The 18,832-nt window shown below is 65.2% G+C and carries 16 protein-coding genes; 11 read left to right on the forward strand and 5 right to left on the reverse strand.

All coding sequences use genetic code 11. The features are described from left to right. The first annotated feature begins 128 nt into the window (after positions 1-128). The 4 genes from ABLE86_RS01945 to soxG are packed head-to-tail and all read left to right on the forward strand — an operon-like array spanning position 129 to position 5,277. Positions 129-1,388 (forward strand): sarcosine oxidase subunit beta family protein, encoded by a 1,260-nt coding sequence (locus ABLE86_RS01945; protein WP_348777227.1) that lies wholly within the window; start codon positions 129-131, stop codon positions 1,386-1,388. A gap of 13 nt (positions 1,389-1,401) precedes the next feature. Continuing rightward, a complete protein-coding gene (locus ABLE86_RS01950; RefSeq protein WP_348777228.1) occupies positions 1,402-1,704 on the forward strand; it encodes a sarcosine oxidase subunit delta family protein in 303 nt (100 codons plus the stop codon). Then, the gene (locus ABLE86_RS01955; protein WP_348777229.1) at positions 1,701-4,697 is read left to right on the forward strand and encodes a sarcosine oxidase subunit alpha; all 2,997 of its coding nucleotides are present in this window, start codon (positions 1,701-1,703) and stop codon (positions 4,695-4,697) included. Before ABLE86_RS01950 ends, ABLE86_RS01955 begins: the two co-directional genes overlap by 4 nt. Beyond that, positions 4,690-5,277 (forward strand): sarcosine oxidase subunit gamma family protein, encoded by a 588-nt coding sequence (gene soxG / locus ABLE86_RS01960; protein WP_348777230.1) that lies wholly within the window; start codon positions 4,690-4,692, stop codon positions 5,275-5,277. The genes ABLE86_RS01955 and soxG overlap by 8 nt, the downstream gene beginning before the upstream one ends. A gap of 49 nt (positions 5,278-5,326) precedes the next feature. Here the strand turns inward: soxG and ABLE86_RS01965 are convergent, their stop codons facing one another. Further along, positions 5,327-6,037: a nitroreductase gene (locus tag ABLE86_RS01965; RefSeq protein ID WP_348777231.1), complete on the reverse strand. Its 711-nt coding sequence runs from the start codon at positions 6,035-6,037 to the stop codon at positions 5,327-5,329. Positions 6,038-6,268: 231 nt separating this feature from the next. Here ABLE86_RS01965 and ABLE86_RS01970 point away from each other — a divergent pair, with 231 nt between their 5' ends. From ABLE86_RS01970 to ABLE86_RS01990, 5 genes are all read left to right on the forward strand, one after another. Further along, positions 6,269-6,811 (forward strand): XRE family transcriptional regulator, encoded by a 543-nt coding sequence (locus tag ABLE86_RS01970; protein ID WP_348777721.1) that lies wholly within the window; start codon positions 6,269-6,271, stop codon positions 6,809-6,811. 66 nt (positions 6,812-6,877) lie between these two features. Next, positions 6,878-9,328 (forward strand): FAD-dependent oxidoreductase, encoded by a 2,451-nt coding sequence (locus ABLE86_RS01975; protein ID WP_348777232.1) that lies wholly within the window; start codon positions 6,878-6,880, stop codon positions 9,326-9,328. After that, entirely contained in the window at positions 9,325-10,230 is a 906-nt protein-coding gene (locus tag ABLE86_RS01980; protein WP_348777233.1) for a homocysteine S-methyltransferase family protein, read from the forward strand. Before ABLE86_RS01975 ends, ABLE86_RS01980 begins: the two co-directional genes overlap by 4 nt. Then, positions 10,223-11,416: an aminotransferase class I/II-fold pyridoxal phosphate-dependent enzyme gene (locus tag ABLE86_RS01985; RefSeq protein ID WP_348777234.1), complete on the forward strand. Its 1,194-nt coding sequence runs from the start codon at positions 10,223-10,225 to the stop codon at positions 11,414-11,416. Before ABLE86_RS01980 ends, ABLE86_RS01985 begins: the two co-directional genes overlap by 8 nt. Continuing rightward, positions 11,413-13,872, forward strand: coding sequence for an FAD-dependent oxidoreductase (locus ABLE86_RS01990; protein WP_348777235.1), 2,460 nt, complete (start codon positions 11,413-11,415; stop codon positions 13,870-13,872). Before ABLE86_RS01985 ends, ABLE86_RS01990 begins: the two co-directional genes overlap by 4 nt. 87 nt (positions 13,873-13,959) lie before the next feature. Here ABLE86_RS01990 and ABLE86_RS01995 read toward each other — a convergent pair whose 3' ends face one another. From ABLE86_RS01995 to ABLE86_RS02010, 4 genes are all read right to left on the reverse strand, one after another. Next, complete coding sequence (locus ABLE86_RS01995; RefSeq protein ID WP_348777236.1) at positions 13,960-14,547, reverse strand: NAD(P)H-dependent oxidoreductase; 588 nt, start codon at positions 14,545-14,547, stop codon at positions 13,960-13,962. 110 nt (positions 14,548-14,657) lie between these two features. After that, positions 14,658-15,503, reverse strand: coding sequence for an ABC transporter permease (locus tag ABLE86_RS02000; protein ID WP_348777237.1), 846 nt, complete (start codon positions 15,501-15,503; stop codon positions 14,658-14,660). After that, a complete protein-coding gene (locus ABLE86_RS02005) occupies positions 15,500-16,303 on the reverse strand; it encodes an ABC transporter ATP-binding protein (protein WP_348777722.1) in 804 nt (267 codons plus the stop codon). Before ABLE86_RS02005 ends, ABLE86_RS02000 begins: the two co-directional genes overlap by 4 nt. Before the next feature lie 15 nt (positions 16,304-16,318). After that, a complete protein-coding gene (locus tag ABLE86_RS02010; protein ID WP_348777238.1) occupies positions 16,319-17,323 on the reverse strand; it encodes an ABC transporter substrate-binding protein in 1,005 nt (334 codons plus the stop codon). 258 nt (positions 17,324-17,581) lie between these two features. Here ABLE86_RS02010 and ABLE86_RS02015 point away from each other — a divergent pair, with 258 nt between their 5' ends. Further along, a complete protein-coding gene (locus ABLE86_RS02015; protein ID WP_348777239.1) occupies positions 17,582-17,965 on the forward strand; it encodes a RidA family protein in 384 nt (127 codons plus the stop codon). A gap of 58 nt (positions 17,966-18,023) precedes the next feature. Then, complete coding sequence (locus ABLE86_RS02020) at positions 18,024-18,827, forward strand: creatininase family protein (protein ID WP_348777240.1); 804 nt, start codon at positions 18,024-18,026, stop codon at positions 18,825-18,827. Positions 18,828-18,832: the final 5 nt, after the last annotated feature.

Consider the following 18,832-nt stretch of genomic DNA (forward strand, 5'->3'; position numbering starts at 1 on the left):
GACAACGGAGCAAGCCGCTTGATCGGCTCCGAGGTCGGCCATACGAAAGGCCGTGGCGCAAAATTGGCGCTGGCGCGGCCAGAGTGCCATTACTGTGCGCGGCACCCAAAACCGGATGGCATGGAATAATGGCGGAATATTCGGTCTTCTCGCTTCTGAGGAACGCTTTCTCGGGCAACCCCGACTGGAAGCCTGCCTGGCGCAAGCCGGACGCAAAACCCTCTTACGACGTGATCGTGATCGGCGGCGGCGGGCATGGGCTTTCGACCGCCTACTATCTCGCCAAGGAACACGGCATCACCAATGTCGCGGTGCTGGAGAAGGGCTATCTCGGCTCGGGCAATGTCGGCCGCAACACCACCGCTGTGCGCTCCAACTACCTTCTGCCGGAAAACATCCGCTTCTATGAACACTCCATGAAGCTATGGGAGAACCTTTCCCACGACCTCAACTACAACGTCATGTTCTCGCAGCGCGGCGTGCTGAACCTCGCGCACACTCCCGGCCAGCTTGACGACTATGCCCGTCGCGGCAACGCCATCGTCCATTCCGGCGCCGACTCCGTGCTGATGACACCAGCCGAGATAAAGCGCCTGATGCCCGGCATCGACATTTCGGCATCGGCGCGTTTCCCGATCATCGGCGGGTTGATGCAATGGCGCGCCGGAACCGCACGCCACGACGCAGTGGCCTGGGGCTATGCGCGCGGCGCCGACCGGCGCGGCGTCGACATTCTGGAGAATTGCGAAGTCACCGGCTTTATCAAGGACGGCGACCGCGTTGTCGGCGTCACCACCACGCGCGGCGAGATCCGCGCCAAGAAAGTGGCGGTGGCCGTTGCCGGTTCCACCGGCCATGTCATGAGCATGGCCGGCATCGACAGGCTGCCGATCGAAAGCCATGTCTTGCAGGCCTTCGTGTCGGAGTCGCTAAAACCGTTCCTCGATACGGTGGTGACCTTCGGCATGGGCCATTTCTACATCGGCCAGTCCGACAAAGGCGGCCTGATCTATGGTGGCGACCTCGACGGCTACAACAGCTACGCCCAGCGCGGAAACCTGCCCGTCGTTGAGGAAGTGAACAGCGAGATGCTGGCACTCTTCCCCAGCCTCGCCCGCGTGCGCGTGCTGCGCTCCTGGGGCGGCGTGTGCGACATGTCGATGGACGGTTCGCCGATCATCACCACCGGCCCCCTGCCCGGCATGTATCTGAACTGCGGCTGGTGCTACGGCGGCTTCAAGGCCACGCCCGCCTCCGGCTGGTCCTTTGCGTACACCATCGCCAAGGACGAGCCGCACGAAATCAACGCGCCCTTCACGCTCGACCGTTTCCACCGCGGCGCCATCATCGACGACAAGGGCGTGGGCTCGACCCCGCGCCTGCACTGAGCGGAAAATTGCGATGCTGATCACCTGCCCCTATTGCGGTCCGCGCGACGTATCCGAATACACCTATCAGGGCGACGGCAACCGCGCGCGCCCCGACCCCGCCTCCACGGATCAGGCGGCATGGAACGCCTATGTCTACGACCGGCTGAACCCGCGCGGCGAGCATCATGAAATCTGGCAGCACTCGGGCGGCTGCCGCGCTCACCTGAAAGTCACGCGCAACACGCTGACGCATGTGATTTCGAGCGTCGGCTTCGCGCGCGATGCCGGGCACCGCAAGTCGGATGGCCATCGGAAGACTGGAGCCAAGGCATGAGCCCGCGCCGCGCCGTGTCCGGCGGTCGGATCGACCGCCTTCGCACCGTCCGCTTCACCTTCGACGGCAAGCCCTACACCGGCCATGCCGGCGATACGCTGGCCTCGGCCCTGTTGGCCAATGGCGTGGTGCTGTTCGGCCGCTCTTTCAAATACCACCGGCCGCGCGGCGTGCTGACGGCCGGCGTGGAGGAGCCGAATGCGCTGGTCACCGTGCCAAGCGGCGGCGTGCGCGAGCCCAACATTCCGGCCACGATGATCGAGATTTATGACGGGCTTGTGGCAGAGAGCCAGAACCGGTTCCCGTCGCTCGCCTTCGACATCGGCGCGATCAACCAGCTCGGAAGCAAGGTGCTTGGTGCGGGCTTCTACTACAAGACCTTCATGGGACCGGTGATTGGCCCGCTGAAGGGCACCCGCTTCTGGATGTTCTGCGAATATTTCATCCGCCGCGCCGCGGGCCTAGGCCGTGCTGGTACGGAAAAAGACCCGTCGCGCTACGAGCGCATGAACGCCTTCTGCGACGTGCTGGTGGTTGGCGCTGGCCCGGCCGGTCTGATGGCGGCGAGAGCGGCCGCCGACAAGGGCGGGCGTGTCATCCTCGCCGATCTGGACGCCACGCCAGGTGGCTCGGCCAACTGGTCGGACGAGACCATCGACGGCATGGCCGCCGCCGACTGGGCGGCTGCCATGCTGCGCGACCTGAAGAGCCGGGACAATGTGCGCGTACTGCCGCGCACCACCGTCTGGGGCTATTACGACAGCAACACGCTGGCAGCACTTGAGCGCGTCACCGACCACAAGCTCACCCCCGCCAAGGGCGAGCCGCGTCATCGGCAGTGGACCATCCGCGCACAAGCGGTGGTGCTGGCGACCGGCGCACTGGAGCGGCCGCTGGTGTTTCCGGGTAATGATCGGCCGGGCGTGATGCTGGCGGGCGCGGCCGAGCGTTACGCCAACCAGTACGGCGTGCTGCCGGGTCGCAAGGTCGCCATCTTCACCAACAACGACGGCGCCTATCGCACCGCCCTTTCGCTGAAGAAGGCGGGCGGCGACGTCACCGCCATCATCGACATCCGCGACCAGATCTCGGACGCCGCGCGCGACATCGCCGGCAAGGTGGGCGGCGAGCGCATTCTTGGGGCTGCCGTGATCGACACCGAAGGCGGCAAACAGCTGAGTGGCATCAAGGTCCAGCGCATTGACGCCGCAACCGGCAGTCTCTCGGGCGATCCGCGCAATATCCAGGCCGACTGCCTGCTGGTGTCGGGCGGCTGGTCGCCGACGATCCATCTCGCCAGCCAGGCCGGCCTCAATCCGGTCTGGGACGACGAACTGCAGGCCTTCCTGCCGCCGCAAGCGACGCAGAACTGGGTCGGCGCCGGTGCCTTCAACGGCAGCTTCGCCACCGCCGAAGCCTTGGCCGAGGGTCACGCCGCCGGCCTGAAGGCGGCCAATGCGCCCGCCTCCGCTGAGCCTGACTTGCCGGCAGTCGACGCCGATGGGCTCGACCCGAAGCCGGCCCCCGTCCTGGAAATCAAGGCCAAGGGCAAGGCTTTCGTCGACCACCAGCACGACGTGACGGCCGACGACGTGCGCCTCGCCCACCAGGAAGGTTTTGTCTCCGTCGAGCACCTGAAGCGCTACACCACGCTTGGCATGGCGACCGACCAGGGCAAGAGTTCCAACGTGCCGGGCCTGGCCATCATGGCCGACGCGCTCGGCAAGCAGATCCCCGAAGTCGGCACCACGCGCTTCCGGCCGCCCTTCGCGCCGGTTTCGGTGGGCTCGCTGGCCGCCGAACGCTACGGCGACATCCGGCCTGACCGGCTGACGCCGATGCACGACTGGCACATCGACAACGGCGCGACCACATATGGCGCCGGCCTCTGGCACCGGCCGATGATCTACGCCCTGCCCGGCGAAACGGTCGAGCAGGCATATGTGCGCGAGACGAAGACCGTGCGCGAGGGCGTCGGCCTCGTCGATGTCTCCACGCTCGGCAAGATCGCCGTGCAGGGGCCGGATGCGGGCGAATTCCTCGACCGCGTCTATACCAACATCTTCTCCACCCTCTCGGTCGGAAAGGCCCGCTACGGCCTGATGCTGCGCGAGGACGGCTTTGTCCTTGACGACGGCACGACATGGCGGCTTGGCCAGCACGACTTCCTGATGACCACCACCACGGCCAATGCCGGCAAGGTCATGCAGCATCTGGAATATCTGCTCGACGTGGTGTGGCCGGAACTGAAGGTGCAGCTCACCTCCGTGACCGACCAATGGGCGGGTGCGGCAATCTCCGGCCCGCGCTCGCGCGATGTGCTGGCGGCTTGCGTGACCGGCACCAAGGTGGACAACGAGACACTGCCATTCATGGGCATCGTGCGAGGCGAGATCGCCGGCGCCAAGGTGATGATCTGCCGGCTCTCCTTCTCCGGAGAGCTGGCCTACGAGGTCTATTGCGGCGCCGGCCACGGCACCCATGTGTGGGAAGCGCTGATGGAAGCCGGCAAGCCCTTCGGCATCGTGCCCTATGGTCTCGAGGCGCTGGGCACCATGCGCATTGAGAAGGGCCATGTCACCGGCGCCGAGATCGACGGCCGCACCACCGCGCGCGACCTCCACCTCGACTGGATGCTGTCGAAGAAAAAACCCTTCGTCGGCTCGGCCATGATGGACCGCGAGGGGCTCGTTGGCGAAGGCCGGCTGCAACTCGTCGGCATCATCCCGCTCGACAACCGCCCGGTGAATGGCGGCGCGCACATCGTGGAGGAACTGCACGAGGACGGCCCGCGCGACTCCATCGGCCACGTCACGGCCATGTGCTATTCGCCGACGCTCGGCAAATATATCGCGCTGGCCCTGGTGAAGGACGGCAAGAGCCGTCGCGGCACCCGCGCTTTCGTCTCCGATCCGCTGCGCAAGCGTTTCGGGCCGGTCGAGATCGTCAGCCACCATTTCTATGACCCGGAAGGGAGCCGCATGCATGGTTGAGCAGGAATCTCCGCTGAAGCCGGTGTGGAAGCCCGGTTCGCACGGCAACTTTTCCGACGGCGTCGGTGTCTATCTTTCGGAAACCGCGCCGGGTTCCATCGTGCAGCTCGCGGCTTGGCCTGGCGAGGAAAAGGCCATCATCGCCGCCATCAGGAAGGTGGCCGGGCTGACGCTGCCGGACGGCGCCGGCGGCGGCGCGCCGGGTGACGCCAAGGCGGCCTTCGGTTTCGCGCCCGGAAAGTTCCTCGTGGTGGACGAGAAGGAAGGGCTGGCGGAAGCCTTCGCCAAGGATGTGGAAATTTCCGTTGGCACCGTGACCGACCTGTCGCATGGCCGCACCGCAATCCGCATCGCCGGCCCGAAGGTGGAGTGGGTACTGGCGAAATTCTTCGCCATCGATTTTTCTGGCACCGCCTTCCCGGTCGGCGCAGGCCGCTCGACGGTGCATCACGATATCTTCGCGATGATCCAACGCACGGCGCCGACGCAGTTCGACCTATACGTCTTCCGCTCCTTCGCGCGCAGCTTCTGGACCGCGCTGTGCCGGGCGTCGGAGGAAGTCGGCTACGAGGTGAGATAGACCCAGCGCCCTACTGACTGGCCGAAGGAAAGGGAAGCGCTGACCCGCCTCACTTCCAGAACGTGACCCACTCCTCCTGCGGGGCGCGGTCGGTGCGGAACGTGCTTTCCGGCTTGGTGGTGTCCTCGTGGCCGAGCGCCATGCCGCACACCACGATTTCCTCGTCGGGAATGTTCAGGATTGGCCTGATCTGCTGGTGATAAGGCGCAAACGCCGCCTGCGGGCAGGTGTGCAGCCCCCTCGCCCGCGCGGCGATCATGATGTTCTGCAGGAACATGCCATAATCGATCCAGGAGCCCTGGTTGAGCCGGCGGTCGATGGTGAAGATCATGCCCACCGGCGCGTCGAAGAAGATGAAGTTGCGGTCGTGCTGCGCGCGCATGCGCTCCACCTCGCGCCGGCCGATGCCGAGCGCGCTGTAGAGGCCGAACCCATTGGCGCGGCGGCGCGCCAGATAGGGCTCGAAGAACTGGTCGGGATAATATTTGTACTCGTCCCAGACAGCCTTCTCGGCGCGGATGCCGGAGTTCAGGATCGCGTCGCCGATGCGCTGCTTGGTCTCGCCCTTGGTGACATAGACCTTCCACGGCTGCATGTTGGTGCCGGACGGCGCGCGAGCGGCGACATCGAGGATCTCGCGGATCGTCTGGTCGTCCACCGGCGTGGGCAGGAATGCGCGCACCGAGCGGCGCGACATGATCGCCTCATCGACGTCATCTGCCACGTCATTCGAATTCGCCCCGGTTCCGCGTGCAAGCATGACCTTTTCCTTCTGATACGGTCCGCAACCGGAACGCCCCCCTCGCCCCCGGTCGCCCCAGCATTTGCACCAGCCCACCCGCTCTCGCAAGCAATACCTGCACTACGTGAAATTCCGCTTGAATTTTTCATCGAACTGTCATCTGGTGAAATTTGAGGAGAAATTTTCATGTCGCCGCAAAGGGCCCGACATTCAGCGACCAACGGCTCGCCCGAAAGCAGCGCCAATGCGCTGCTGGCGCGCGATCTGCGTGCGCTGCGCAAGGGGCGCGGACTGACGCTTTCGGAAGTCGCGCTGACGCTCGGCCGCTCGGTCGGCTGGCTGAGCCAGGTCGAGCGCGGCCTGTCGACGCCATCCATCGGCGACCTGCGCGCCTTTGCGGAGCTGTTCGGCGTGCCGGTCAGCCTATTCTTCGGCCATGATGTGCCCGACGAGGCAGAACGCGGCGTGATCGTGCGCGCCGGCCGCCGCCGCTCGCTGGGCACGAGCGAAACCGGCCTGGTGGAAGAACTGCTGTCTCCGGACCTCGGCGGCAGCTTCGAGATGCTGCGCTCCGAATTCGCGCCCGGCGCGGAGCTGAAGAAGCCCGCCAACCGGCCGACCGAGGAAGCGGGCTATGTGGTATCCGGCGTGTTCGACGTCGAGATCGACGGCACGTGGCACCATCTGGGCGAAGGCGACAGTTTCCGGTTCGAAGGCAAGCCGTTCCGGTGGAGAAATCCGGGCAGCGAGCCGGCGGTAGTGATCTGGGTGATCTCGCCGCCGGTCTATTGAGGAATATCGGAATTACACGGGCCCGGCAGAGGAGCCGGCTCGAAATGTGAATTGAGGGAGGAAAAAATGGCGGAGTTTCCGACGACGGCACGTGTGGTCATCATTGGCGGCGGCGCGGTCGGCGTCTCAGCGCTCTACCATCTGGCCAAGGCCGGCTGGACCGATTGCGTGCTTCTGGAAAAGAACGAACTGACGTCGGGCTCTACCTGGCACGCGGCGGGCAACGTGCCGACCTTCTCGTCGTCCTGGTCGCTGATGAACATGCAGCGCTACTCCACGGAACTCTACCGGGGGCTGGCAGCCGAAGTCGACTACCCGATGAACTATCACGTCACCGGCTCGCTGCGCCTTGCCCACTCGAAGGAGCGCATGCGCGAGTTCCAGCGTGCCAAGGGCATGGGGCGCTATCAGGGCATGGACATCGAGGTGATCGGCCGCGACGAGATCACGGGCCGCTACCCCTTCATCGAGACGCATGAGCTGGAAGGCGCGCTCTACGATCCGAACGACGGCGACATCGACCCCGCACAGCTCACCCAGGCGCTGGCCAAGGGCGCGCGCGACATGGGCGCCAAGATCATCCGCTTCTGCCCCGTCAGCGGCGTGCGCCGCGAGAACGGCGAATGGGTGATCGCCACCGCACAGGGCGAAATCCGCTGCGAATATGTCGTCAACGCCGCCGGCTACCGCGCGCAGGAAGTGGGTCGCATGTTCGGCCGCGAAGTGCCGATGATGGTCATGAGCCATCAGTACATCCTGTTCGACGAGATCCCCGAACTAGCCGCCTGGTCGAAGGAGGCCGGCCAAAAACTGCCGCTGCTGCGCGACGTGGACAGCTCCTACTACCTGCGTCAGGAAAAGAACGGCATGAACCTTGGCCCCTATGAGCGCAACTGCCGCGCCCATTGGGCTACCGAAGACGACCCGATGCCGGCCGACTTCTCCTTCCAGCTCTATCCGGACGACCTGGAGCGGCTGGAATGGTATCTGGACGATGCCGTGCGCCGGGTGCCGATCCTCGGCACGGCGGGCCTCTCCAAGGTCATCAACGGCCCTATTCCCTACGCGCCGGACGGCAACCCGCTGATCGGCCCGATGCCGGGCGTGCCCAACGCCTTCGAAGCCTGCGTCTTCACCTTCGGCATCGCGCAGGCCGGCGGCGCCGGCAAGGTGCTGGCCGAATGGGTGACCGAAGGTCAGACCGAATGGGACATGTGGTCGTGCGACCCGCGCCGCTTCACCTCGTTTGCGGCCGCGCCCGACTATGCGGTGGCCAAGGGCATGGAAATCTACGGCAACGAATATGCCATCTGGTTCCCGCGCCACGCCTGGCCGGCCGGCCGCGACCGCAAGCACTCCCCGATCCACGATCGCATCCAGAAGCTCGGCGCGCAGTTCAACTCCTATAACGGCTGGGAGCGTGCGACCTGGTTCGCGCAACCCGGCGACGACGTGTCGGAGGAATCGACCCAGACGTTCAAGCGCTCCGGCCCTTGGGAAAAGCGCATCCGCGAAGAGTGCCTCGCCGTGCGGGACGCCGCCGGCATCCTCGACCTGCCCGGCTTCTCGCGCTTCCGCCTGCAGGGCCCCGGCGCGCGCGCGTGGCTGTCGACGCTGATCACCGGCGTGGTGCCGAAGCCCGGCCGCATCGGCCTCGGCTACTTCGCCGACGATGCCGGCCGCATCGTCACCGAAATGTCGATCATGGCAATCGACGAGGACTTCTTCTTCCTCATCACCGCCGCGATCGCCCAGTGGCACGACTTCGAGTGGCTGCAGAAGCATCTGCCGGAGGGCGCGGAGATCACTCTGCAGGACGTGACCGAGAACTTCACCTGCCAGATCCTGTCGGGCCCGAACTCGCGCGCTATCCTTGGCGAGCTGACCGACGCCGACCTGACAAAGCCCTGGCTCACGCATCAGAGCGCGCAGGTTGCGGGGCGCTGGTGCCAGCTGGTGCGCGTTTCCTTTGCCGGCGAACTCGGCTGGGAAATCCACTCCAAGATCGAGGACACCGCCGCGATCTTCGACGCCATCTGGGAAGCCGGCCAGAAGCACGGCCTGAAGCCGTTCGGCATGTTTGCGCTCGACAGCCTGCGGCTGGAAAAGGGTTATCGCGCCTGGAAGGGCGACCTTTCGACAGACTACACGGTGCTGCAGGGCGGGCTGGAGCGCTTCGTGAAGTGGGACAAGCCCGAGTTCAAGGGTAAGGCAGCACTCATGAACGAGAAGCAGCAAGGCGTAAAGAAGCGCTTCGTGACGCTGGTGGTCGACGCCGGCGAATGCGACGCGCCGTACATGTCGACCATCTGGCACGACGGCAAGGTGGTGGGCGAAACCACGTCAGGAGGCTTCGGCTACAGGGTGGACAAATCCATCGCCCTTGGCATGATCCGCGCCGATCTCGCCGTGCCGGGCACCGAGGTGCAGGTGGAAATCTTCGGCGAGAATTGCGCGGCGGTGGTGCAGGAAGACCAGCCGCTGTGGGACCCGAAGAACGAAAGGTTGCGTGCATGACGAAGGTTGTCCTCACGGACGGCGGCATGGGCCAGGAGCTCGTGCGGCGAAGCAAGGGCGAGCCCACGCCGCTGTGGTCGGCAAAGGTGCTGATGGACGAGCCCGACCTGGTGCGCGGCCTGCATGCGGAATTCATCCGGGCGGGTGCCCGGGTGATCACGCTCAACACCTATTCCGCCACGCCCGAGCGGCTGGAGCGCGAGGGCGCGCCGGAATTGTTCAAGCCGTTGCAGCGGCGCGGCATCGAGCTGGCCAAGGCGGCCCGCGACGAGGCGGGAGACGCCGCCATCGCCGGCTGCCTGCCGCCGCTGTTCGGCAGCTATGCGCCGGCACTGACCATCTCCTATGAGAAGACGCTGGACATCTATCGCCGCGTGGTTGCCGAACAGGCCGACCATGTCGACCTGTTCCTGTGCGAGACCATGGCCTCGGCCGACGAAGCGCGCGCAGCCGTCACCGCCGCGACCGAGAGCGGCAAGCCGGTCTGGGTCTCCTGGACGCTGGCCGACCATGGCGAACCGCGCCTGCGCAGCGGCGAAAGCCTTGCCGCCGCAAACGCGGCCCTTGGCGACATGCCGCTCGCCGCGCGGCTCATCAATTGCTGCCGCCCCGAGGCGGTCGATACGGCCTTTGCGGACCTCCTCGCGCTCGGCGGCAAGGTCGGCGCCTATGCCAACGGCTTCACCGCCGTCGAGGCGCTGAAGCATGGCGGCACGGTGGACGTGCTGCACGCACGCCACGACCTCGACCCCGCTGCTTACGCCGACTTCGCTATCGGCTGGGCGAAGCGCGGCGCCTCCATCATTGGCGGCTGCTGCGAGGTCGGGCCAGAACACATCGCAGCCCTGCGCGACCGCCTTGTCGCTGACGGGTTTGAAATCGCAGGAGCCTTCGATGCCTAAGCCATCCGCCCGCGTTTCCGGCATCACCCCCTCCGGCAAGGACGGGTGGGAGGTGCATTTCGAAGCCGTCACCCGCAAGGAAGCCGGCGAGGACATCATCATGCTCTCGGTCGGCGACCACGATTTCGACACGCCGACCGAGACCGTCGAAGCCTGCGTGACCGCCGTGCGCGGCGGCTATCATCACTACACCCAGCTGCCCGGCATTCCGCGCCTGCGCGAGGCGATGGCGCGGATTTCGACGCAATCGACCGGCGTGCCCACCACCGCCGACGAAATTCTTGCCGCACCGGGCGGCCAGCTCGCGCTCTATACTGCCACCCAAGCCGTGCTCGACCCCGGCGACCACGCCATAGTGGTGGCGCCCTACTACGCCACCTACCCGCCGACCTTCCGGGCGGCCGGTGCCGATTTCACGGTGGTGGAGGCGCGCTCGGAAGACGGTTTTCAGCCGCGCGCTGAGGATATCGAAAAGGCGCTGCAGCCCAACACGCGCGCCATCCTCATCAACACGCCGAACAACCCGACCGGCGCCGTCTACACGCGAGAAAGCCTCGAGGGCCTCGCTGAAGTCTGCCGCAGGCACGACCTGTGGCTGCTGTCGGACGAGGTTTACTGGACGCTCGGCGGCGGCGAGCACCTGTCGCCCCGTGCGCTACCCGGCATGGCCGAGCGCACGCTGGTCATCAACTCCATGTCGAAGAGCCACGGCATGACCGGCTGGCGCATCGGCTGGCTGACCGGCCCGAAGGACCTCATCACCGTTCTGGCCAGCCTCAACCTCGTCACCACCTACGGGCTGGGCGACTTCATCTCGCGCGCGGCGGCCGAGGCGCTGGAAAACGGCTATGGCGTGAAAGAGATCGCTGAACGCTACGCGGCCCGGCGCACCGTGTTCCTCGACGCCGTGCGCGGCCTCAACAACATCACGGTGCGCGGCTCGGCCGGCGGCATGTATGTCATGCTCGACGTGAGCGCCGTCGAGACCGATTGCGAGAAATTCGCCTTCGGCCTGCTGGCGGCGGAAAACGTCGCCGTCATGCCGGGCTTGAGCTTCGGCGAATCCGCGGCTGGCCACATCCGCATCAGCCTGTGCCAGCCCGAAGAAACATTGATGGAAGCGGCCCAACGCCTGCGCCGCTTCGTCGCCTCCTACAGCACATCCAAGGAAAGCATAACCGCATGACCTCCCTGCCGCAAAAGGCCATTCCCAGCAAAGCAAGGGCCGTCATCATCGGCGGCGGCGTATCCGGCTGCTCCGTCGCCTACCATCTCGCGAAGCTCGGCTGGACCGACATTGTCCTGCTCGAGCGCAAGCAGTTGACCTGCGGCACAACCTGGCACGCCGCGGGCCTGATCGGCCAGCTGCGCGCTTCGCAGAACATGACGCGGCTGGCGAAATATTCCGCCGACCTCTACGTCAAGCTGGAGGAAGAGACCGGCGTTGCCACCGGCATGCGCCAGGTCGGCTCCATCACGGTTGCGCTGACGGAAGAGCGCAAGCACGAGATCTACCGCCAGGCCTCGTTGGCGCGTGCCTTCGACGTCGACGTGCGCGAAATCTCGCCGCAGGAAGTCAAGAAGATGTATCCGCATCTCAACGTCTCCGACGTGGTCGGCGCCGTGCACCTGCCGCTCGACGGCCAGTGCGACCCGGCCAACATCGCCATGGCGCTCGCCAAGGGCGCGCGCCAGCGCGGCGCCAAGGTCGTCGAGGGCGTGAAGGTGACCGCCGTCCACCAGAAGAACGGCCGCGTCACCGGCGTTTCCTGGGCGCAAGGCGAAGAACAGGGCACGATCGAAACCGACATCGTCATCAACTGCGCCGGCATGTGGGCGCGGGAACTCGGCGCCATGTCGGGCGTGACCGTGCCGCTGCACGCTTGCGAGCATTTCTATCTCGTCACCGAGGCCATCGAGGGCCTTGGCCGCCTGCCCGTGCTGCGCGTGCCGGACGAGTGCGCCTATTACAAGGAAGACGCCGGCAAGATGATGCTGGGCGCCTTCGAGCCGGTCGCAAAACCGTGGGGCATGGAAGGCATCCGCGAAGACTTCTGCTTCGACCAGCTGCCGGAAGACTTCGAGCATTTCGAGCCCATCCTCGAAATGGGCGTGAACCGAATGCCCATGCTCGGCACCGCCGGCATCCACACCTTCTTTAACGGCCCGGAGAGCTTCACGCCCGACGACCGCTACTATCTCGGCGAGGCGCCGGAGCTTGGCGGCTACTGGGTGGCGGCCGGCTACAATTCCATCGGCATCGTCTCCTCCGGCGGCGCGGGCATGGCGCTGGCGCAGTGGATCAATGATGGCGAAGCACCGTTCGACCTCTGGGAAGTCGACATCCGCCGCGCCCAGCCGTTCCAGAAGAACCGCGCCTATCTCAAGGAGCGCGTCTCCGAAACGCTCGGCCTGCTCTATGCCGACCACTTCCCCTACCGGCAGGTGGTCACCTCGCGTGGCGTGCGGCGTTCGCCGATCCACGAGCACCTGAAAGCGCGCGGCGCCGTCTTCGGCGAAGTCGCCGGCTGGGAGCGCGCCAACTGGTTCGCCAAGGAAGGCCAGGAACGCGAATATCGCTACAGCTGGAAGCGGCAGAACTGGTTCGAGAACGGCCGCGAGGAACATCTTGCCGTGCGCAACAATGTCGGCCTGTTCGACATGACCTCCTTCGGCAAGATCCGGATCGAGGGCCGCGATGCGCTCGCCTTCCTTCAACGCATGTGCGCCAACGATCTAGACGTCGCGCCGGGCAAGATCGTCTACACGCAGATGCTGAACAATCGCGGCGGTATCGAAAGCGACCTCACCATCTCGCGCCTGTCGGAAACGTCCTTCTTCGCGGTGGTGCCGGGCGCCACGCTGCAGCGCGACCTTGCATGGCTGCGAAAGCACGCGCGCGACGAGTTCGTCGTCATCACCGATATGACCGCGTCCGAATCCGTGCTCTGCCTGATGGGCCCGCGTTCGCGCGAGCTGATCCAGAAGGTCAGCCCGAACGATTTTTCAAACGAGCACAACCCCTTCGGCACATTTCAGGAAATCGAGATCGGCATGGGCCTCGCTCGCGCCCATCGCGTGACCTATGTCGGCGAACTCGGCTGGGAGCTCTATGTCTCGACCGACCAGACCGCGCATGTGTTCGAGGCGCTGGAAGAAGCCGGCCGCGAGTTCGACCTGAAACTATGCGGCCTGCACACGCTCGATTCCTGCCGCATCGAAAAGGCGTTCCGCCATTTCGGCCACGACATCACCGACGAGGACCACGTGCTGGAAGCCGGCCTCGGCTTTGCCGTGAAGACCGGCAAGGGCGATTTTCTTGGCCGCGACGCGGTGCTGCGCAAGAAGGAAGCCGGCCTCGATCGCCGGCTGGTGCAGTTCCGCCTCACCGATCCGGAGCCGCTGCTGTTCCACAACGAGGCGATCGTGCGCGACGGCAAGATCGTGGGCACGGTGACGTCCGGCAATTACGGCCACCATCTCGGCGGCGCAATCGGCATGGGCTATGTGCCGGCCAAGGGCCAGAGCGAGGCCGACGTGCTTGGCTCGAAATACGAGATCGAGATCGCCGGCGAACGCTTTGCGGCCGAAGCTTCGCTGAAGCCGATGTACGACCCGAAGGCAGAACGAGTAAGGGCGTAAGCACCACTTTACCCTCCCCCCGTGTGGGGAGGGTCGATCCGCGCAGCGGAGCGGGGTGGGGGTAGATGAAGCGCGCTGACGCCCACCTCAAAACTCCCTCAACTTGCGCCGCACCTTCCGCAGGAAGGCGGCGCGGGTTTCCGGTGTGGAACTGTCCATCAGGTAATGCGCCAAAAACAGCGTGCGGCAGCGCCAGCCGCACAGCGCCCGGATGCCGCGCAAAATCGTCTTGCGTCCGGGATGCCCAACCACATGCGACCACCAGCGCGGCGCGCCGCAGGTGGTGATGACGGCGATCTTGGCAACATGTGTCATCAGCGGCCGGATCGGTCCCGGCCCATTCGGCAGCTCGAATGCCACGTCGGTTGCCCAGACGCGATCGAGCCACCCTTTCAGCATCGCCGGCAGGCCATACCACCAGGTCGGGTAAATGAAGACGATGGCCTCGGCCCATTTCAGGTGCTCGATATGCGCGCCAAGCGCCGGATCGGTCGGGGCGCGATCATTGTACTCGCGCCGCTCGCAGTCGCGCATGACGGGGTCGAAATTCTCGGCATAGAGATCGACCAGCCGCGCCTCGCAGCCCTTGGCGGCTATGGCCTCGAGCGCGGCGTCGCGCACCGCCGCGCAAAAGCTCTCCGGCACCGGATGGCAATAGACGACCAGGACTTTCATTTCACCCCACTGCCCGCTGCGAGACCCGGAACAGATATGTCTTGCCCGACCGCCAATCGCAATCCAGGTTCTCGCCGATCGTCTTGCCCGGGCTGGATATTGGCAGCCACCTACGCCTCCTGCTTCAGCGCGCTTTCGTGCCAGCGCCGCAAGATGAGATGCGAGACAAGCGACAGCACGAGAAAGATGACGATGCCGGTGAACGAAATCAGGATCAGCGCGGCGAACAGGCGCGGCGCGTTCAGCCGATAGCCGGCCTCGATGATGCGCGAGGCGAGCCCCGACGACTGGCCGGAGGCGCCGGCGACGAATTCGGCCACCACCGCGCCGATCAGCGAAAGCCCGCCGGCGATCTTCAGCCCGCCGAGGAAATAGGGCATCGCCGCCGGCAGGCGCAGGTGCCAGAGCTCCTGCCGGCGCGTCGCGCCGTTCAGCCGGAACAGGTCGCGCAAATTGCGGTCGACCGAGTTGAGGCCCAGCGTGGTGTTGGACAGGATCGGGAAGAAGGCCACAATCCATGCACATAGCAACAGCTTGGCGGTCTGGTTGTCGACATAGATGTTGATGAGCGGGAAGATCGCCACGATCGGCGTGACCTGCAGCACGACGGCGAAGGGGAAGAAGGACATCTCCACCCATTTCGATTGCGCAAAGAGAACCGCAAGCCCAACACCGCCGACCACCGCCAGAAGCAGGCCGAGAAAGGTGATCTTCAGCGTCACCAGCAGCGACCCGAACAAAAGCCCGGCATCGGAATAAAGTGTCTGCACCACCACGCCGGGGCGCGGCAGGATATATTGCGGAATCTCGTTCCAGACGCAGATGCGGTCCCACAGCCAGATCGCCAGCGCCATGATTGCGAGCGGCACCACCCATCTGCCGATGCGTTCCAGCCGCTCACTGCGCGCCCGCCGCATCTCTTCCTGGTCGACTGCAGGTGCCCGGGTTGCCGTCATGCCCCGCCACTCCGCATCGCCTCGCCCAGCACATCGGAGGCCCGCCGGCAAAGTGCTGCATAGTCCGGCGAGGTGCGAAACGCCTCGTCGCGCGGATAGGCTGCGTCCACCGCGACCTCTTCGAACACGCGCCCCGGCCGCGCCGCCATCACCACGATGCGGTTGGACAAGAACACGCTTTCGAACACGCTGTGCGTAACGAAGACGACCGTGAACCGCTCCTCCTGCCAGAGCTCGAGCAGGTCGTTATTGAGCTGAAAGCGGGTGATCTCGTCCAGCGCGGCGAAAGGCTCGTCCATCAGCAGCAGGCGCGGCCGCGTGACCAGCGCACGGGCGATGGACACCCGCATGCGCATGCCGCCCGAAAGCTCACGCGGCACGGCCTTTTCGAAACCGGTGAGGTGCACGCGCTCCAGCAGCTTGGCGACAGCCTGCGCCGCTTCGCTACGAGAAACGCCCCTGAGCCGCAGCGGCAGCCAGACATTGTCGAAAACGCTCGCCCAGGGCAGCAGCGTCGGCTCCTGGAACACGAAGCCGACTGATGCCTGCTCGCCTGCGCGGCGCGGCCAGTCGAGCATGCCGGTGGTGGGCGTGGTGAGGCCGGCGATGATGCGCAGCGCGGTGGACTTTCCGCAGCCAGAAGGGCCGAGGAGGCTGACGAAATCACCCTCCCCGATGGTCAGATTGACGTCGCTAAGCGCCGTGACGCCGTTTGAAAAACTCTTGCCGACCGCGCGAAGCGCCAGAAGCGGTCCGCTTCTCTCGACGCTTGCGGGCGTTACTGCCGTGCTGGAATGCATCATCCCGCGCCGGGCTTATTTCTTGAGATCGAGGCCGACGCCCTTGTTCACGAAATGCAGCGTATAGGCCTTCTTAATGTCGAGCCCTTCCGGCACGACTTTGGCCTTGACCATCTTGGCGTAGAAATCGGCCACGCGCTCGTCGGTCATGGCGCCGATGCCTGCCGTTTCGGCGTCGCCGGAATCGACGATGCCGTGGTCCTTCATCTGCTTGATCGAAAAGGCAACCTGCTCGTCGGTGATGTCGGGATTGTCCTTCTTGATCATCTCGTTGGCGGCCTTGTTGTCGCCGTAGAGATAATTGTACCAGCCCTTGGCCGAGCCATCGACGAAGCACTGCACCACCTGCGGCCGCTCGTCGATGGTCTTCTGCATCGCCTCAATGGTCGTGGCATAGGTGCTGAAGCCATAGTCGGCGAGCAGGAAGACGTTTGGCTTGAAGCCGCCCTCCTTCTCAACCGCGAAGGGCTCGGACGTCGCGTAGCCCTGCTGGATGGATTTAGGGTTCGCGATGAAAGGAGCGGCGTTGAAGGTATAGGGCACGCGCTTGGCCAGGTCGAAGCCGTAGTCGGTCACCATCCACTGGAAGAAGCTCTGCATCCCCTCGTCGCCGAGAATGTATTGCTCCGCCTTCGGTAGGTCCTCCCATGTGTCGAGCCCCTGCCCGGGATGAGAGATCACCACCTGCGGATCCTTCTGGAAGGTGGCCGCGACGATGCGCAGCGGAATGTCCTGCTGCACGGCGTCGAAGGCCTGCAGCAGGTTGCCGCCCATGTAGAAGTCGATCTTGCCGGCAAGCAGCAGCGGCCGGCCGCTGACCTGCGGCCCGCCCTGCTGGATGGTGACGTCCAGCCCGCAGGCGGCATAGGTGCCGTCGGCCACGGCCTGGTAGTAGCCGCCGTGCTCGGCCTGGGCCAGCCAGTTGGTCATGAAGGTGACCTTCTCGTTGGCGAAAGCGGTCGAGGCGGTGGCGCCGAGAAGCGCGCCGACGCCGATGGAGATCACGAAATTCCTGCTCATGCACGCACCCCTCTAATGCCGCTGGCCGGTTATGCCGGGCGTGTTGTCCTCGTCGAAGCGCATGGGGCGCGACCATGGGGCGGCGCCGATGCGGGGCGCGCTTGCCTCACCCTCCTCCGGCAAACGCCGGCGCCGTCATGCCATTCGCGCGCGCATCGTGCCCATTTTTCGAACACGAGTCCAGAATTCTAACGCAGCGTCAGACGCTTGAATGCGGTGGGGATTCAGCCTTAGCTTGTGCGATTGGAGGAGAGAAAAATGTTCAGGTTCCTGACGCCGAAGTCGATCAGACCGCCATTTGCGCGCTACAGCCACGGCGTCGAGGTGCCCGCCGGCAAAAGGCTGGTGGTCTGCTCGGGCCAAGTGGGCATCGGCCCTGACGATTCAGTGCCGGATGACGTCGGCGCGCAGGCCGAACTGTGCTTCAACAACATTGCCGCGGTGCTGGGCGAAGCCGGCATGACGCTGGCCAATATCGTGCGGATCAACACCTTCGTCAGCGACCGCGCCTTTCTGAAGCCCTATATGGAGGTGCGAGACCGCTTGTTTTCCGAGCCGGCGCCAGCCTCCACGCTGCTGATCGTCGCCGGCTTCTCGCGGCCCGAATTCAAGATCGAGGTCGAGGTTATCGCGGCCGGGTGATCGACAAAGGCGCGATCCGGAGCTAGGCCGCAAATCAAATCAGCAAACGAGGTTCAACGTGGCCGAAGCAAGAAGACGCGTCTGGTGGGGCGATTATCGCACCACCGAATATGCCAACATCGATCCCGAGGCGACGATTGCGGTGCTGCCCGTGGCGGCGATCGAGCAGCATGGGCCCCACCTGCCTGTCTCGACCGACACGACCATCATGCAGGGCATGCTGGACACGATCATCCCGCGCCTGCCGGAAAATCTCGACGTGCGCATCCTGCCCATCCAGGCGGTCGGCAAGTCCAACGAGCACATTCGTTCGCCCGGCACGCTGACCTTGCCAGCCACAACGCTGATCGAGGCCTGGACCGAGCTTGGCGTTTCCATCGCGCGCGCGGGCGTGCGCAAGCTGGTGATCGTCAATTCGCATGGCGGCAACGAGGAGATCATGGGCATCGTGACGCGCGAAATGCGCGTGCGTTTCGACATGCTGGCGGTGAAGACGAGCTGGCAGCGCTTCGGCCGCCCTGCGGGCATGTATCCCGAGCTGGAAGACCGCCACGGCATTCATGGCGGCGATGTCGAGACTTCGCTGATGCTGCATTTCCGGCCCGATCTGGTCGACATGAGCCAGGCGGAGAATTTCGTCTCCAACGTCGCCCGGGCGGAACAGAGCTTCGAGCTGATGCGCCAGACCGGCACCCATGCCTATGCCTGGCTTTCCGCCGATCTCAACGAGCATGGCGTGGTCGGCAATGCGGCCATCGCTACCGCCGAAAAGGGCCGACTGACCGCCGAGCATCAGGCCGGCGGATTTGTCCGGCTGCTGCAGGATGTGCGCAAGGCGAAGCTTTCGGAGTGGCTGGCGTGAGAGCT

The organism is Mesorhizobium sp. KR2-14, assembly GCF_040049255.1.
In the GTDB taxonomy this organism is placed as follows: domain Bacteria; phylum Pseudomonadota; class Alphaproteobacteria; order Rhizobiales; family Rhizobiaceae; genus Pseudaminobacter.

What these genes read in the sequence shown, in the direction of transcription:
- ABLE86_RS01955 (WP_348777229.1), top strand. Translation starts at nt 1,701, where the DNA reads ATGAGCCCGCGCCGCGCCGTGTCCGGCGGTCGGATCGACCGCCTTCGC.
- ABLE86_RS01980 (WP_348777233.1), top strand. Translation starts at nt 9,325, where the DNA reads ATGACGAAGGTTGTCCTCACGGACGGCGGCATGGGCCAGGAGCTCGTG.
- ABLE86_RS02005 (WP_348777722.1), bottom strand. Translation starts at nt 16,303, where the DNA reads ATGCATTCCAGCACGGCAGTAACGCCCGCAAGCGTCGAGAGAAGCGGA.
- ABLE86_RS01965 (WP_348777231.1), bottom strand. Translation starts at nt 6,037, where the DNA reads ATGCTTGCACGCGGAACCGGGGCGAATTCGAATGACGTGGCAGATGAC.
- ABLE86_RS02000 (WP_348777237.1), bottom strand. Translation starts at nt 15,503, where the DNA reads ATGACGGCAACCCGGGCACCTGCAGTCGACCAGGAAGAGATGCGGCGG.
- ABLE86_RS01975 (WP_348777232.1), top strand. Translation starts at nt 6,878, where the DNA reads ATGGCGGAGTTTCCGACGACGGCACGTGTGGTCATCATTGGCGGCGGC.
- soxG (WP_348777230.1), top strand. Translation starts at nt 4,690, where the DNA reads ATGGTTGAGCAGGAATCTCCGCTGAAGCCGGTGTGGAAGCCCGGTTCG.
- ABLE86_RS02015 (WP_348777239.1), top strand. Translation starts at nt 17,582, where the DNA reads ATGTTCAGGTTCCTGACGCCGAAGTCGATCAGACCGCCATTTGCGCGC.
- ABLE86_RS02010 (WP_348777238.1), bottom strand. Translation starts at nt 17,323, where the DNA reads ATGAGCAGGAATTTCGTGATCTCCATCGGCGTCGGCGCGCTTCTCGGC.
- ABLE86_RS01945 (WP_348777227.1), top strand. Translation starts at nt 129, where the DNA reads ATGGCGGAATATTCGGTCTTCTCGCTTCTGAGGAACGCTTTCTCGGGC.
- ABLE86_RS01950 (WP_348777228.1), top strand. Translation starts at nt 1,402, where the DNA reads ATGCTGATCACCTGCCCCTATTGCGGTCCGCGCGACGTATCCGAATAC.
- ABLE86_RS01995 (WP_348777236.1), bottom strand. Translation starts at nt 14,547, where the DNA reads ATGAAAGTCCTGGTCGTCTATTGCCATCCGGTGCCGGAGAGCTTTTGC.
- ABLE86_RS01985 (WP_348777234.1), top strand. Translation starts at nt 10,223, where the DNA reads ATGCCTAAGCCATCCGCCCGCGTTTCCGGCATCACCCCCTCCGGCAAG.
- ABLE86_RS01990 (WP_348777235.1), top strand. Translation starts at nt 11,413, where the DNA reads ATGACCTCCCTGCCGCAAAAGGCCATTCCCAGCAAAGCAAGGGCCGTC.